At 59.1% G+C, this 15,764-nt stretch carries 13 protein-coding genes; 7 read left to right on the plus strand and 6 right to left on the minus strand.

What is annotated here, in order from left to right; genetic code table 11:
- Positions 1 to 108 precede the first annotated feature (108 nt).
- On the plus strand, positions 109 to 909 hold the full coding sequence (locus OA90_RS22850; protein WP_068418079.1) for a xanthine dehydrogenase family protein subunit M: 801 nt from the start codon (positions 109 to 111) through the stop codon (positions 907 to 909).
- Positions 910 to 979: 70 nt separating this feature from the next.
- Here OA90_RS22850 and glp read toward each other — a convergent pair whose 3' ends face one another.
- From glp to OA90_RS22875, 5 genes are read right to left on the minus strand one after another with little or no spacing between them, the layout of a single operon-like run.
- The gene (gene glp, locus OA90_RS22855; RefSeq protein WP_068418085.1) at positions 980 to 2,185 is read right to left on the minus strand and encodes a gephyrin-like molybdotransferase Glp; all 1,206 of its coding nucleotides are present in this window, start codon (positions 2,183 to 2,185) and stop codon (positions 980 to 982) included.
- Positions 2,185 to 2,697, minus strand: a complete 513-nt coding sequence (gene moaC / locus OA90_RS22860; protein ID WP_068418089.1) for a cyclic pyranopterin monophosphate synthase MoaC — start codon at positions 2,695 to 2,697, stop codon at positions 2,185 to 2,187. The genes glp and moaC overlap by 1 nt, the downstream gene beginning before the upstream one ends.
- Before the next feature lie 6 nt (positions 2,698 to 2,703).
- The gene (trpC, locus tag OA90_RS22865) at positions 2,704 to 3,516 is read right to left on the minus strand and encodes an indole-3-glycerol phosphate synthase TrpC (protein WP_068418091.1); all 813 of its coding nucleotides are present in this window, start codon (positions 3,514 to 3,516) and stop codon (positions 2,704 to 2,706) included.
- 4 nt (positions 3,517 to 3,520) lie between these two features.
- Complete coding sequence (gene trpD / locus OA90_RS22870; RefSeq protein ID WP_068418095.1) at positions 3,521 to 4,534, minus strand: anthranilate phosphoribosyltransferase; 1,014 nt, start codon at positions 4,532 to 4,534, stop codon at positions 3,521 to 3,523.
- A 24-nt stretch (positions 4,535 to 4,558) separates the two neighbouring features.
- Complete coding sequence (locus tag OA90_RS22875) at positions 4,559 to 6,451, minus strand: peptidylprolyl isomerase (RefSeq protein ID WP_068418098.1); 1,893 nt, start codon at positions 6,449 to 6,451, stop codon at positions 4,559 to 4,561.
- Between the two features lie 245 nt (positions 6,452 to 6,696).
- Between OA90_RS22875 and tpiA the strand changes: the two genes are divergently transcribed.
- The 6 genes from tpiA (at position 6,697) to OA90_RS22905 (ending at position 15,070) form a co-directional block, all read left to right on the plus strand.
- Positions 6,697 to 7,455 (plus strand): triose-phosphate isomerase, encoded by a 759-nt coding sequence (gene tpiA, locus OA90_RS22880; protein ID WP_068418101.1) that lies wholly within the window; start codon positions 6,697 to 6,699, stop codon positions 7,453 to 7,455.
- A 109-nt stretch (positions 7,456 to 7,564) separates the two neighbouring features.
- The gene (secG, locus tag OA90_RS22885; protein WP_068418103.1) at positions 7,565 to 7,945 is read left to right on the plus strand and encodes a preprotein translocase subunit SecG; all 381 of its coding nucleotides are present in this window, start codon (positions 7,565 to 7,567) and stop codon (positions 7,943 to 7,945) included.
- Positions 7,946 to 8,077: 132 nt separating this feature from the next.
- A complete protein-coding gene (locus OA90_RS22890; RefSeq protein WP_068418105.1) occupies positions 8,078 to 9,706 on the plus strand; it encodes a CTP synthase in 1,629 nt (542 codons plus the stop codon).
- 32 nt (positions 9,707 to 9,738) lie between these two features.
- Complete coding sequence (locus tag OA90_RS22895) at positions 9,739 to 10,563, plus strand: VOC family protein (protein ID WP_068418108.1); 825 nt, start codon at positions 9,739 to 9,741, stop codon at positions 10,561 to 10,563.
- Positions 10,564 to 10,756: 193 nt separating this feature from the next.
- Positions 10,757 to 11,920, plus strand: coding sequence for an efflux RND transporter periplasmic adaptor subunit (locus OA90_RS22900; RefSeq protein ID WP_068418111.1), 1,164 nt, complete (start codon positions 10,757 to 10,759; stop codon positions 11,918 to 11,920).
- Positions 11,921 to 15,070 carry a multidrug efflux RND transporter permease subunit gene (locus OA90_RS22905; protein ID WP_068418114.1) on the plus strand — a complete coding sequence of 1,050 codons (3,150 nt, stop codon included), beginning with the start codon at positions 11,921 to 11,923 and terminating at the stop codon, positions 15,068 to 15,070. It abuts the gene before it with no gap.
- Between the two features lie 298 nt (positions 15,071 to 15,368).
- On the opposite strand, the gene OA90_RS22910 is transcribed toward OA90_RS22905, so the two are convergent.
- A partial coding sequence (locus tag OA90_RS22910) for an integrase core domain-containing protein (protein ID WP_199823811.1) occupies positions 15,369 to 15,764 on the minus strand: 396 nt, incomplete at its 5' end.

Here is a 15,764-nt window from a genome sequence, read left to right on the forward strand (position 1 = left end):
CGCCCGAAGTGCGGATCTTGACTTCCCTGTCAGGGGAAGGCCATCGGCCGCCGGTGGTTTCCGGAGCACTTTTATCAAACCTGAACCCATCCATATGGGAGACATATTATGTATGAAACGACCTATCACCGTGCCGGATCGGCTGCCGACGCAGCCCGAATGATTGCCGAGTCAGAGGACGGAAAATTTCTGGGCGGAGGGCAGACATTGCTGCCGACCATGAAACAGCGCCTGGCCGCTCCGTCAGATCTGGTAGATGTCACGAAAATTGCCGACATGAAAGGCATTCGGGAAGAGGGGGGCCAGATCGTCATTGGTGCGGCGACCGCACATGCGGAAGTCGCGGCTTCAGCTGTGATCAAATCCAGGCTTCCGGGACTTGCCACCCTTGCCGGAGGCATCGGGGATCCGGCTGTCCGCCACATGGGAACAATCGGTGGCTCGATTGCCAATAACGACCCGGCCGCCGACTATCCGGCTGCTCTTGTCGGGTTGGGCGCGAGCGTGACAACCAGTAAACGGACGCTTTCCGCGGAAGACTTCTTCACTGGAATGTTCGACACGGCACTCGATGACGATGAAGTCGTGGTCTCTGTATCCTTCCCGGTTGCCGAGAAGACGGCTTATGCCAAGTACCCCAATCCTGCGTCCCGCTATGCGATGGCTGGCGTGTTTGTTGCCCGGCATGGCGACGGTTCCGTGCGTGTTGCGGTCACGGGGGCAGGACAATCCGGGGTCTTCCGGGCTGAAGACATGGAAGCCGCGCTGGCTGCCAACTGGTCTCCTGACGCCGTAGCGGGGATCAGCGTTGATTCCGGCGGGATGCTGCATGATGTTCACGGATCTGCTCACTACCGGGCAAATCTGGTGACCGTCATGGCAAAACGGGCTGTTGCAGCCGCGGGCTGAAGGACCGGATAGTGTTTCGAGAATTGAACCCGGCTGCTTTGCGGCCGGGTTTTTTTGCATGCCTTGCTGATCAGAGCATCAGAACCGACACCGGTGTTCCGGCTTTCTGAGCAGGTGCATGCGGTGGGCGGATGATGAGTGCGCCGGATTTTGCCAGAAGGCCGAGCATGGAGCTGTCCTGCCGGGAAAACGGTGTAGCGGTCAGATGACCGTCCGCGTCTTGCGATAGTCCGGCGCGCACATAATCCTGCCGCCGGTCGTTTTCCGGCAGATCCCCACCCAGTACAGCCTGTGTTGGAGTCGTATCTTGCGGCGTGTGCCCAAGCATTGCCATCACGAGCGGCTTCAGGAACAGAAGACCGCAGACCAGGCTGGAAACCGGATTGCCGGGAAGCCCGAGAATCCTGGTTTTACCGAGGTGGCCCGCCATCAATGGTTTGCCGGGGCGCATGGCGATACGCCAGAAGGAAAGGTCCATGCCTTCCTTCTCCAGCACCTCCTGAACGATGTCGTGATCGCCGACGGACGCACCGCCGAGCGTTACGAGAATATCGGCTTCCTCGGTGATGGCTGTGCGGATGTGCGTGGCAAGCTTGACCGGATCGTCGGGCGATATGCCAAGATACAGAGGTTGTCCGCCGCAATCGGCCACAAGCGCGGCAATCCCGATATGGTTCGAGGCGATGATCTGATCGGGACCGGGTTCCGTGCCCGGTGGAACCAGTTCGTCTCCGGTCGCAAGAATGGCGACCTTTGGCTTGCGGATAACCGGGAGCTCTGCATGGTTCATGGCCGCGGCAAGGGCCAGATGCCTGTAAGCCAATTTGAGAGGCGGTGCGAGCAGGACGTCACCGCTTGAAAAATCCAGCCCGGCAGGGCGGACAAAGGCGCCCATCGAAGGAGGCTCCAGAACGGTGATCCTATCGCCGGAGCGCTCTGCATTTTCCTGAATGAGAATCGTGTCCGCACCGGTTGGAACCGGCGCGCCGGTGAAGAGGCGTACCGCCTGACCCGGCTCGACACTGCCAGCAAACCCATGACCCGCAGGGGCTTCGCCTATGACCCGCAATTGCGGCCGTTCACCGGCAAGGTCCTGATGGCGGATTGCATAACCGTCCATTGCCGAGGCGGAAAAGGGGGGCTGGGTGCGCGTCGATCTGAGAGATTCGGCAAGAAACCGGTTGTTTGCCAGCTCCAGAGGCACGGTTTCCCTCCCCAGTGGAGACACACCGGCCAGAAGTCTCTCAAGCGCCTCGGCGACCGGCATCAGGCTCATCAGGTTCCGCCTTCACTGCCGTCTTTGTCGAGGGTCCAGTGCCCGCTTTTGCCACCGGCCTTTTCCACCAGCCGGATGTCACCGATCACCATGCCGCGATCTACGGCCTTTGCCATGTCGTAGATGGTGAGACAGGCGAGGGAGCAGGCCGTGAGGGCTTCCATCTCCACACCCGTCTGGCCGCTAACCTTCGTGGTGGCTGTCACGATCAGCCCGGGCAGGGCCTCGTCGATTTCAAAATCGACCGTGACCTTCGACAGCATGAGAGGATGACAGAGCGGGATCAGGTCGTGGGTCTTCTTGGCGGCCAGTATGCCGGCGATACGGGCGGTTCCGATCACGTCGCCCTTCCTGGCATTGCCGCTACGGACCAGGTCCAGGGTCTCCCGGCGCATGGTGACCGAACCACGGGCAACTGCCATGCGGTGCGTGACGTTCTTTTCAGAGACATCCACCATGTTGGCTGCACCGGTTTCGTCCAGATGCGTGAGTGTCGGATCCTCACCGGCCATTTGCGCCTAGCCCGTTCTGGAGAGCATGGGGCGCGCCAGCAAGGCTGTCGTCGCAGCAGCTACATCTTCCTGCCGCATCAGGCTTTCGCCGATCAGGAACGTGGAAATACCGACCTTGTTCATGCGCTCAAGGTCTGCCGGCGTGAAGAGGCCGGATTCGCCGATCACTATCCTGTCGGCGGAAACCAGGGGCGCAAGTTCCTCACTTGTTTCCAACCTGGTTTCGAAGGTCTTCAGATTGCGGTTGTTGATGCCCATGAGCCGGGAGGAGAGCCTTGATGCACGCTCCAGTTCCGAAGCGTCGTGAACCTCCAGAAGAACGTCCATTCCAAGGTCGAACGCGGTCTCTTCCAGGGCGCTGGCAGTCGCATCGTCAACAGCTGCGAGAATGATCAGAATGCAGTCTGCACCCCAGGCACGGGCCTCGTAGACCTGATAGATGTCGTAGAGAAAATCCTTGCGCAGTGCCGGAAGGGAGACCGCGTCGCGGGCAGCCGCCAGGAATTCGGGTTTCCCCTGGAATGAGGGCGTGTCCGTCAGGACCGACAGGCAGGCGGCGCCGCCTGCCTCGTAAGCCTTGGCGAGCGATGGCGGGTCAAAGTCTTCCCGGATCAACCCTTTTGAAGGGCTGGCCTTTTTGATTTCGGCGATCAGGGCAAAACCGCCTTCGGCATGCTTTGCCTCAATCGCCTTTGCAAAGCCGCGCGTCGAAGGAAGGCCGGAAATACGCGCCTTGAGGTCTTCCAGGGAGACCCGGGACTTGGCTGCGGCGATTTCCTCGCGCTTATAGGCTTCAATTTTCTGCAGGATATCAGACATTTGCCTATCCGTTCGAGACTGCGACCAGTTTTTCCAGTGTGTCGGCCGCCGAGCCATTGTCTATTGCTGAGGCTGCCATGTCGACACCGTCCTTCAGGTTGTCCGCCTTGTCGGCAACCATCAGCGAGGCGGCGGCATTGAAGAGCACAATGTCCCGGTAGGCGCTTTCAGCCCCTGCCAGAACGCCCCTCAAGGCGGTCGCGTTTTCCGCCGGAAGTCCGCCTTTCAGATCTTCCAGCCTTGCAAGTGGCAGACCGGCCTGTTCCGGGGAAATCTCGAAGGATCTCACAGCTCCGTCTTCCAGCGCGCTCACGAACGTCGGGCCTGTGGTGGTGATTTCATCCATTCCGTCGGACCCGTGAACGACCCATGCTTTTTCGGACCCGAGATCAAGAAGCGACCGGGCAATCGGTTCCACCCACTTACGGTCGAAAACACCGACCATCTGGCGTTTGACACTGGCCGGATTGGAAAGCGGTCCGAGCAAGTTGAAGATGGTCCGGGTGCCAAGTTCCACACGTGTCGGCCCGACATGCTTCATTGCCGCGTGATGAAGCGGCGCAAACATGAAGCCGATGCCAGTCTTGTGAATGCACTGGGAGATCGTGTCCGGCGGGATGTCGATATTGACCCCCAGTTCGGCCAGGGCTTCCGCAGCACCGGACTTTGAGGACAGCGAGCGGTTGCCGTGTTTGGCGACCGGTACGCCGCATGCGGCGACGACGATCGCCGTGCAGGTCGAGATGTTGTAGGTGCCGGAATTGTCGCCACCGGTCCCGACAATATCAATGGCGTCGGCAGGCGCCTGCACCGGGAGCATCTTGGCGCGCATGGTGGCGACCGCACCGGTAACCTCGGCGATGCTTTCACCGCGGACCCGCAAGGCCATCAGGAAGCCGCCCAACTGAGAAGGCGTGGCGGCGCCCGACAGGATGATTTCAAAGGCTTCCCGGGCGTCCTGCGGGTTCAATGCATGGCCATCGGCGACCTTGGCAAGGAAGTCTTTGAACGTGGTCATGTCATCAATCCGCTTGTCGTGAAATCAGTTCTGGTTCAACCCGATAACCTGGGAAATCGCCGCATTGTTGATCTCGACACCTGCCTTGTTTTCCCGATCGGTTATGAACTGGCCAAGCACTGAATCCTGTATCTGCTGGGACATCTGCTGGCCAAGCGCCGTGACTTCAGGTGACGAGGCATTGAATTCGGCGGCCGTTTTACCGGTAACCTTCAGCACAAGCTGTCCCACATCATCTGCCGACGCTGTTGCCGCGCTCGTCCCGACAGGGCCGCCGAAGACAGCGGAAATCGCTGCCTGGCCCAAGTCTCCGGAGGGGGCGTTGCGCGTCAGGCTTGTCGCCGTTTTCAGCTCCAGCCCGGTTTCTTCGGCGAGAGCCTGAAGCGGTGTTCCGCTTTCCGCTTTTGCAAGCAGATCGGATGCGGTATCGGAGAGCCGCTTGGCGAGCTCATCCTCTTTCCATGCGGCAATCACGTCTTCCCTGACTTCTTCGAGGGTCCGGTCGCGGGACGGGATCACCTTGGAAACCTCGTACCAGAGAAACCCTCTGTCGCCGAGCGGGACAATATCGTTTTCAATTCCGACATCGCTGTCGAAGGCACCGGCAATCAGGCCTTCGGCGTCGGGCAATTCAACATCCCCGCCATTCATGGACTTGCCGGAGGCGTCGAAAGCTTCGGGAGCCTCGACGTTCAGCGAAAAACGGTCGCCGATTTCGTCCAGAAGCGCGCCACCGGCACGGGCATCCTCCACCTCGTCGAGGAGATCGAGAATTTCCCGTTCCGCCTGTTCCCTGGCAAGATCCTGAACGATCCCCGATTTAACCTCCTCGAATGGCTGAGTGCTTTCCGGCAGGACTTCCTCCACATTCAGGATAACGGTCGAAAAACGGCCTTCCACCGGCGCGCTCGTCGCGCCTTCGGCAAGTGAAAACGCGGCTTCCCCGAGGGTCTCGTCAAGGAAGTCGGTCTTTGACATCACCCCGAGAGAAACATCGTTGCCGCTGAGGTTGCGATCGCTCATCAACTCGTCGAAGGTCTTGCCGGCTTCCAGCTCCGCGGCGGCTTCTTCGGCAGCTTCCTGCGAGGAGAACGTCATCTGGCGCACTTTGCGGCGTTCCGGCTGAGAGAAGTCCTCACTCCGCAATTCGTATTCGGTGCGTGCATCCTCGTCGCGAACATCCGCCGGACGGGCAACCGTCTCCGGCGTCAAGGCGACGAACTTGATCTCGCGAAACTCCGGCGCGCGGAACGTATCCTTGTTCTCCTCGAAATAGGTGCTCAGAACGCCATCGGCCGGATCCGCGATCTCGCCAATGAAATCCGCGGTGACGAGGAGATATTCGGCGTCGCGGGTCTCGCGCTGATAGGCATCGAGAACTTCCAGATAGATGACGGGAGCCTTCATGCCACCAGCCAGGCCCTCGGCAAGCTGGCTTCTTTCGGCGATGGCCCGGCGTTGGAGCACATATTCGTCCTCACGGAAGCCGTTGGCCTGAAGCACCTGCTGCAGGCGGCTGCGGTCGTAGCGGCCACCAGGTCCCTGGAAGGCCGGATCGGACTGAATGATAGTTGCAAGCCGCTCGTCGGAAACGCCGAGTTTCAGGTTCCGGGCAGCGTCGTTCATGGCGGCTTCGGCGATCAACTTGCCGAGAGACTGTTGCGGCACCCCCAGCGAAGCGCCTTCGACAGGTGTCAGCGGCCGGCCGAATTGCTGGCCGAGCCTGTTGAGGTCCTGGCGGTAGGTCCGGTCGAAATCGAAAAGGGAGATATCCGCATTGCCGACCTTGGCCACGGTGTCCTGGTTCACGTTCCCCAGAAAACCGCTGATTCCCCAGACGGCGAAGCTGAAAATTAGCAGAGCGATAAAAAGTTTGGCAAACCAGGTGCCAGCGCCCTTGCGCAGCGCGTCAAGCATGACGTCTCCCGTAAATCTTGTTTTTCCATCAGCCGGACTTCCGGTCTGGGTTTTGCTTCGGCCGAGGCCGGAGCGGGCGGATCATAATGACGTGACGGCCTAGCCGCAAGGCGGCCCGGACACAAACTTTGAGCGCTATCGCAAGGGCCTCAAGGTGAATTCGCCGCGACAGGCAGATTGCATCGCTTCGGCGCTTCTGCTCTAAAGTCGGCAACCAAGCAACAGGCCGTCGAAGGATGTGGAATATGAGTGCGAAGATCAAACCGCTGGTGGCTGGAAACTGGAAGATGAACGGCCTGAAATCGAACCTGGCGGAATTCTACAAGATGAGAGCCGGACTGACGGACGATCTGGCCGAATCCGTTGACACGATGATCTGCCCGCCGGCGACGCTGATCGCCGTTCTTGCGGAAAGTTCGTCGGGCGGAACGATTGGACTTGGCGGCCAGGATTGCCACGCCGGGCAATCCGGAGCGCACACCGGCGATATTTCCGCCGAGATGTTGAAAGACGCAGGGGCAACGGCTGTCATCGTCGGCCATTCGGAGCGACGTGCGGATCACGGCGAAAAGGATGCCGATGTCTGCGCCAAGGCTCAGGCGGCTTGGCGGGCGGGGCTGACAGCAATCATTTGCGTGGGGGAAACCGAGGCGGAGCGAAAGGCAGGGCAGGCCGTTGGCGTCGTCGAGCGTCAGTTGAACGGCTCTGTTCCCGACGGTGCGACCGCTGAGAATACCGTTGTGGCCTATGAGCCTGTCTGGGCCATCGGAACCGGCCTGACGCCGACCGCAGGCGATGTGGAGGATATGCACAAGGCCATGCGGAACAATCTCGTGACCAGATTCTCAGGTGCCGGCGAGGCGATGCGACTTCTGTATGGCGGTTCGGTGAAGCCCGGCAATGCCGGGGAACTCATGGCGGTTGCCAATGTCAACGGTGCTCTTGTGGGGGGCGCCAGCCTCACCGCTGAGGCCTTTCTGGGAATCCTTTCAGCCTATTCCTGAAGCATGGTTCTTGAAGCTTCTGCGACGAAGGCGCATTTGAAGGGTGGAAAGCTGTGGTTGTCTGGTGTAGAAGGCCGCAAATCTTGAATTCAATACAGAATGGCGTTCGATGGAAACCGTAGTCATCGTTATCCACCTTATGGTCGTGTTGGCCCTGGTGCTTGTTGTCCTCCTGCAGCGTTCCGAAGGCGGTGCTCTTGGCATCGGCGGGGGCGGCGGCGGCCTTGTATCGAGCCGCGGCACGGCGAACATTCTCACCCGGGCCACGGCGGTTCTGGCTGCCGTGTTCTTCGTGACGTCCATGGCCCTCAGCCTGATAGCCAAGAATCAGGACAGCCCTGCGTCCATTCTGGATGCGACTCCGGCCGCGACAACCGGAGCACCGGTAACCACCGACGGTGGTAGCGGTACAGACGGTGCAGGCGGTATCCTCGATTCTCTGAAGCAGCAGAGCCAGCCTTCCGGTCCACAGGTCCCGGCAGCCCAGTAGTCTTGCCGCCGCGGCTCTTCGGCACTTCGCCTGACATATGCCCTGCGGTTGAACACGCAGGGCATTTTTATGTGTTAAGAACGTAACTCCCGAGTGGCCAAAGTGCCCTCGGCACGAATATGGTATTGGTCCATGGCGCGATATATTTTCATCACTGGCGGCGTGGTTTCCTCGCTTGGAAAAGGTCTTGCTTCCGCAGCACTCGGCGCATTGCTTCAGGCTCGCGGATACAAGGTCCGGCTGCGTAAGCTCGACCCTTATCTCAACATCGATCCGGGCACCATGAGCCCGTATCAGCACGGCGAATGTTTCGTGACCGACGACGGGGCGGAAACCGACCTTGACCTCGGCCACTACGAACGCTTCACGGGCCGTCCCGCGAACCAGCAGGACAACATCACCACCGGCCGGATTTATCAGGACATCATCGCCAAGGAACGCCGTGGGGACTATCTCGGCGGGACCGTTCAGGTCATTCCTCATGTTACCGATGCGATCAAGAATTTTGTCCTGACCGGCAATGAGGACTATGACTTCGTCCTTGTTGAAATTGGTGGAACGGTGGGCGACATTGAGGGACTGCCGTTCTTCGAGGCGATCCGGCAGCTCGGCAACGATCTGCCGCGCGGCGATGTGGTCTACGTTCATCTGACGCTGATGCCCTACATTCCAAGTGCCGGGGAAATGAAGACCAAGCCGACCCAGCACTCGGTCAAGGAGTTGCGATCGATCGGAATCCAGCCCGATATTCTCATGATCCGCTGCGACCGACCGATTCCGGAAACTGAAAAGCGTAAGCTGTCGCTGTTCTGCAACGTGCGTGAAGGCGCCGTGATTCCGGCGTACGACGTCAAATCCATTTACGACGTGCCGATCGCCTATCACAAGGAAGGCCTCGACGACGAAGTGCTGGCCGCGTTCGGCCTGAAAGGCGCTCCAGCGCCTGTTCTGGATCGTTGGGAAGGCATTTCCGAGGCGGTTGCCAATCCGGAAGGCGAGGTCAAGATCGCTATCGTCGGCAAATACACGGTTCTCAAGGATGCCTACAAGTCCCTGATCGAAGCCCTGGTGCATGGCGGTATCGCGAACAGGGTCAAGGTGGATATCGAGTGGATCGAATCGGAGACGTTCGAGAAGCAGGATCCGGGACCCTATCTTGAAGGTGTTCACGGAATTCTTGTTCCCGGTGGTTTCGGCGAGCGCGGCGCGGAAGGCAAGATCGCCGCGGCGCATTACGCACGCACCCGCGATATTCCCTATTTCGGCATTTGCTTCGGCATGCAGATGGCGGTTCTGGAAGCTGCGCGCAGCCTCGCCGGCATCAAGGATGCCAATTCCACGGAATTCGGGCCTGCAAAGGAACCGGTGGTCGGCCTGATGACCGAGTGGACAAAGGGCAATTACAAGGAGGTCCGGGATTCGGAAGGCGATCTCGGCGGCACGATGCGTCTCGGCGCCTACCCAGCGAGCCTGACGGCCGGTTCGAAAATCGCTGAAATATACGGCGGTACCAGCATCTCGGAACGTCACCGCCACCGCTACGAAGTCAATATTGGCTACCGGGAAACACTGGAGAACTGCGGGCTTATCTTTGCCGGCACATCTCCGGACGGCGTATTGCCGGAAACGGTCGAAATCGAGGACCATCCATGGTTCATCGGGGTTCAGTACCATCCTGAACTGAAATCCCGGCCGTTTGAACCGCATCCCCTGTTTGCGTCGTTCATCGGTGCCGCGGTTCATCAAAGCCGTCTGGTCTGACGGGATTTCGTCAACAGGGCATGGGAGAGCGTATGATGCGCGGGCTTGATCATCTGGTCGTCGCGGTGAGGGATCTCGACGCCGCCTTTCAGGCCTATACGGCGCTCGGCTTCACCATGACACCTGTGAACCGGCATGCCTGGGGAACAGCCAACCGTCTGATTCAGCTGGACGGGTTTTTCATCGAGGTTCTCAGCGTTGCCGATCCGGGGTTGATCCGGGAAGCGGAAGGCGAGGCGTTTTCCTTCGGTGCCTTCAACCGGGATTTTCTCCTTGAGCGGGAAGGGGCCAGCATGCTGGTTCTGGAAAGCCGGGATCCGGGCCGGGATCGTGATGATTTCGTCAATGCCGGGCTGCAGGTTTTTGAGCCGTTTTCCTTTGAGCGGACAGCTAATCTTGCTGACGGGTCCACCACCCAGGTTGGATTCGATCTGACTTTCCTGCGCGATCCCCTTGCGCCCGGGATCGGCTATTTTACCTGCCGCAACAGATTTCCGGAAAATTTCTGGAAACCGGCGTTCCAGAACCACGGAAACGGCGCGCAAAGCGTCAAGGCGGTTTACCTCCTGGCGGAAGACCCTTCCGATCATCATGAGTTTCTTGGCGGTATGACCGGACAGCGGGAAATGCGCGCCACCAGCCTGGGGCTTGAGCTGATCACGCCACGCGGAAAGATATCGGTTCTGACACCCCGAGCCTATCGCGATCTTTGGGGCGAGGAGGTGGCAGGCGCTGTGCAAGGCGGTCTGCCTCAAATCGCAGCGCTTGAAGTCTCTTGCGCCGGTCTTGAAGAATCAAAGATAATTCCGGCGAGCAAGCTCTTCGGCCTGTCGCTGATTCTTTCCCCGCCTGAATGAGAACGGCCGAACACGTCCGATTTTATTTCTACCGGAAAAGCGGATTGAAAACGCAACGGAATTTATCGGGTACGGGAGTGCCTGGCCGCTAAAATTGTCTTGTTGAATCAATCTGCCCTCTTATAGTGATTTCCGGTCGTACATACCGATGCGATTGCCTGAGCCACAGGGTTCGGTCTGCGGAGTTTAACGAATGCCGTTTTTGAACTTTCCTATTCCCACGCGTTCCTTTGCATTGGCGGCGCTTGCTTCCGCATTGCTTGCAGGATGTTCCGATGACTCCAAACAGGCGGCAGGGCCGGCCGCTCCGCCTCCGGCAGTCACGGTGGCGAAGGTCGCCAAACAACAAATAAGGCAGAGTGCCAAATTTGTCGGACAGATCGCGGCGGTGGATCAGGTGAACCTGGTCGCCCGGGTCAGCGGCTTTCTGGAAGAAAAAGCGGTTGCAGACGGATCCATGGTGAAGAAGGACGAGCTGATCTTCACCATCGAAAAGGCGCAGTATGAAGCCGCAGTGATGAAGTCAAAGGCGGATCTGGCAAGTGCCAAGGCCGATGCGGCCCTCAAATCCGCCAACGAAAAGCGCGACAAGGACCTTTTGGAAAAAGGACATATTTCCGAAGCTGCCTATGAAGCGACCCTGGCGCAGATGCAGCAGTCCGATGCGACGGTCGAAGCTGCCCAGTCCGGGCTGCAGCAGGCCGAGTTGGACCTCGGCTACACCGATATTTCCGCCCCCTTCGCAGGCCAGCTCGGAAAAACCACCTACAGCGTCGGAGAAGTGGTCGGGCCAAGCACGGAGTCGCTCGCCACGCTGGTCAGTCTTGCACCGGTCTACGTGAATTTTTCGGTCAGTGAGGCCGAATATCTCAATGCCGTCAAAACCCACGGGATCAATCCGGCGGATATTTCTCCGGAAACATCCCCGGCGATCAGCCTGGTCCTGCCGAACGGCGCGACCTACGGAGAAAAAGGCAAGATCGTCTTCATCAACAACGAGGTGGATGCGACAACCGGCACGATTTCATTCCGCGGTCAGTTCGAAAACAAGGACAGGCGCCTGCTTGCGGGAACCTATGTCACCGTCATCCTTGAAGCGCCCGAAACGGAGACCGCTCTGGTCGTGCCTCAGTCCGCCATTCAGCGCGACCAGCAGGGTGCATTCGCGCTGGCAATTACGTCCGACAAGAAAGTCGAACAGAGGTATGTCGACCTGGCTCAGCAAATCGAGACAAATTTCGTCGTGACGAAGGGTTTGAAAGAAGGCGATGAAGTGATCGTCGAAGGCCTTCAGAAAGTGCGGCCGGGCGTCGTTGTCGACCCTGTTCTTGCGTCCAAACCGGCGGAGAAAAGCTAGATGTTTTCAAGCTTTTTTATCTACCGGCCGAAGTTCGCGCTGGTCATTTCCATTGTGATCACAATTGCCGGTGTGCTGGGATATCTGTCGCTTCCGGTAGAACAGTTTCCTAACATTACACCGCCGGTCGTAAATGTAACCGCGACCTATACCGGTGCGAGCGCCGAAGTCCTGGAAGACACCGTTGCCGCGCCGATCGAGGGACAGGTGAACGGCGTCGACGACATGATCTACATGCAGTCGACGAGCTCCGCCAGCGGCACCTATTCGCTCAACGTCACTTTCGCGGTCGGTACCGATCCCGATATCGCAACAGTCAACGTGCAGAACCGGGTCAGCCAGGCTACCAGCCAGTTGCCAAGCGATGTGACGGCGCAGGGGGTGACGGTTCAGAAGTCCAGCACCAACATGCTGCTGGTGGTGACGCTCTATTCGCCCAACGGGACTTTCGATCCGGTTTTTCTGTCGAATTATGCATCCATCAATCTGAAGGACACACTTGCCCGGGTTCCCGGCGTTGGCCGCGCGGATGTGATGACGGACTTAGCCTATGGCATGCGCATCTGGCTTGATCCCGACAAGCTGACCAGTCTCGGCATGACGCCGAGTGATTTTATCGCGGCGGTTCAGGACCAGAACATTCAAGTCGCGGCCGGTCAGATCGGTGCGCCACCGGTGCCTGACGGTCAGCAGTTCCAGTATACGGTCACCGCCGAGGGGCGGCTGTCGACGGTCGAGGAATTCGAACAGATTATCCTGAGGACCGGCGAAGACGGCGCTGTCGTTACCATTGGCGATATTGCCCGTGTGGAACTCGGTGCGCAGGATTACAGCACCTCGGGTGAATTCAACGGCAAGCCGGCGACAGTTCTCGCCGTTTATCAGGCGCCGGGTGCGAACGCCATTCAGGTTTCAACAGCCGTTCTGGCGCAAATGGAAAGCCTGTCGAAGAACTTTCCGTCGGATATGGAATATGGCGTACCGTTCAACACGACGGACTTCGTTCAGCAATCGCTTGACGATGTGATTACCACCCTGTTCCTGACCTTCATGCTGGTCGTCACAGTGGTGTTCGTCTTTCTCGGCAACTGGCGTGCGACCATCATTCCGTCGATTGCAATTCCCGTTTCCCTGATAGGGACGTTCGCCGTTCTCCTGGCGTTGGGTATGTCGCTGAACACCATATCGCTGTTCGCGCTGGTGCTGGCGATCGGGATCGTGGTCGACGATGCGATCATTGTCGTCGAAAATGTGGAACGCATCATTGCCGAAGAAGGGCTTCCGCCAAAGGAAGCGACGGCCAAGGCCATGGGGCAGATTACCAGTCCGGTGATCGCGACGACCCTGGTGCTTCTCGCCGTTTTTGTCCCGACGATCTTCATGCCGGGCATTACAGGGCGGCTGTACTCGCAGTTCGCAGTGACCATTTCGGTCTCCGTGGTGATTTCCTCCATCAATGCGCTGACGCTCTCTCCGGCGCTGTGCGGCCTGATCCTGAGGGCCCGCTCCGGACCCCCGCGCGGTATCATGGGCGTTTTCGACAAGGGCATTACCTCGGTCAGAAACGGCTACACCGCCGTTATCCGGCGGCTTGTGAAGATAGCCTTCATCGGTCTCGTGGTCGTGGCCGGGGTCGTGGCGCTGATCCTCACACTTGGCGGCTCGCTGCCACAAGGCTTCCTGCCGTCGGAGGACCAGGGGTATCTCATGGTCGATGTCCAGTTGCCGGACGGCGCGGCTCTGGGGCGGACCGAACAGGTCACGGATCGTATTGTCGATCTGGTCGAGAACACGGCCGGCGTCGCTAATGTGGTCGTCGTCAACGGTTACTCGATCCTCAACGGGGCTTCGTCCTCGAATGTGGCGCTGGTGATCGCCACGATGACCGGTTGGGATCAGCGGCAGGCGCCGGACCTGCGCATCGACGCCATTCTCGGCAAGTTCTGGGCAGAGTTCTCGACCATTCCGGGGGCGAGTATTATTGCCTTCAATCCACCGCCCATTCCGGGACTTGGAACAACAGGCGGCGTTCAGATGATGCTGCAGCAGACTGGAGGCGGGACGCCTCAGGACCTCGCCTCGGCTGTCGGGTCGATGGTCTATTCGGCGAACCAGAGCCCTGAGATCGCGCGGGCCTACTCAACATTCCGGGCCAATGTGCCACAGATTTTCATCGATCTGGACCGGCAGAAGGCAAAGACGCTCAGCATCGATATCGCGGATGTCTTCATAACGTTGCAGTCCTATCTTGGATCTTATTATATCAACGATTTCAATATTTTCGGGCGCGTCTACCGGGTGATGATCCAGGCGGAGGGTGAATACCGCGACAGGGTTGAGGACATCGATCGTCTGTATGTTCGTACAACTGATGGCACCATGGTTCCGATGCGAAGTATCGTGACCACAGAGACCATTCTGGGACCGCAGATCCTGACCCGCTACAACATGTTCCGTTCCGCGGCGGTGATGGCCGATCCCGGACCGGGGGCATCCACCGGTGTCGTGATCAACGAAGTCGAGGCTGCGGCAAGTCAGGCACTTCCGTCCGGATATTCCTATGAATGGACGGGCACGGCCGCTCAGCAACTCGGGTCCGGGCAGATCGTGATCTTCATTCTGATGCTCTCCATCCTGTTCACCTATCTGTTTCTGGTGGCGCAGTATGAGAGCTGGACAATGCCGGTGGCGATCCTGATGTCTGTATCCTTTGCAATACTTGGGGCGCTCGTGGCCGTGTTCGTGACGGGAGGCGACGTCAATCTCTATACGCAGATCGGGATGATCATGCTGGTCGGAATGGGCGCGAAAAACGCGATCCTGATTGTCGAGTTCGCGATGGAGCAAAGGGACAGTGGCAAGTCGATCCTGGAGGCCGGTGTGGAAGCGGCGCATCTGCGTTTCCGGGCCGTCATGATGACGGCGCTGTCGTTCCTGCTCGGGGTCGTGCCACTCATGACGGCCTCAAGCGCCGGCGCAGCCAGCCAGAAAGCCATCGGCTTCGCGGTCTTCGGCGGAATGCTGTTCGCCTCATCGATCGGGGTTCTTCTGATCCCGATCCTGTATGTATGCCTGCAAACCATCCGTGAAACGGTCAAAGGCTGGTTGGGCGGGCAACCGGTGAAGAAACAGGAGGCTCCGGCCGCCTGATTGGCCGGTGCTATCCTGGTTCGGGCCGGTTATACGGCGACGTGAACCTTCGTGATTACCCAATCGAGGCGCCGCGCGGGCAGGGCATTCTGCCTGCGTGGAGGCAGCGCTGCTGCCCGTTTTGGAGAGGTCTGAACCAGGGGAAATTCTGACGGGGCTCAATCAGGCAGGCGGCTTCCCACTGCGTAAGTGTTCAGCGACATGCGTCGCGCCGGTTGGGAATTCAAGATTATGACGTGTGACCTGAGACCCAAGTCTCTTCCGCGTTAGCGCGGAGTCCGATGGTTGGTTTTTGACCTCATGCGGCCTGCTTTTGCAATGTCATTTTCTTTGCGAATTCACTGGGTGTGAGATTGCCCAGGGATGAATGGGGTCTGTTGATGTTGTCGTCTTCTTTCCATGCGGTGATTTGGCGTCTGGCCTCGGCGAGTGACGAAAACAGCGTCTCGTTGAGGCACTCGTCCCTGAAGCTGCCGTTGAGGCTCTCGACAAATCCGTTCTGCACCGGCTTTCCTGGCTGGATGTAATGCCAGTCGACGCTGGTCTCCTGACACCATTTGAGAACGGCCATACTGGTCGGCTCGGTCCCGTTGTCAGAAACCACGGTGACCGGTTTGCCGCGCAGACGAATGAGCGCATCGAGTTCACGGGTGACCCGCAGGCCGGATAAAGAGGTATCAGCGACCAGCGCCAG

The sequence above is a fragment of the Labrenzia sp. OB1 genome, from assembly GCF_001624695.1.
Classification (GTDB): Bacteria; Pseudomonadota; Alphaproteobacteria; order Rhizobiales; family Stappiaceae; genus Roseibium.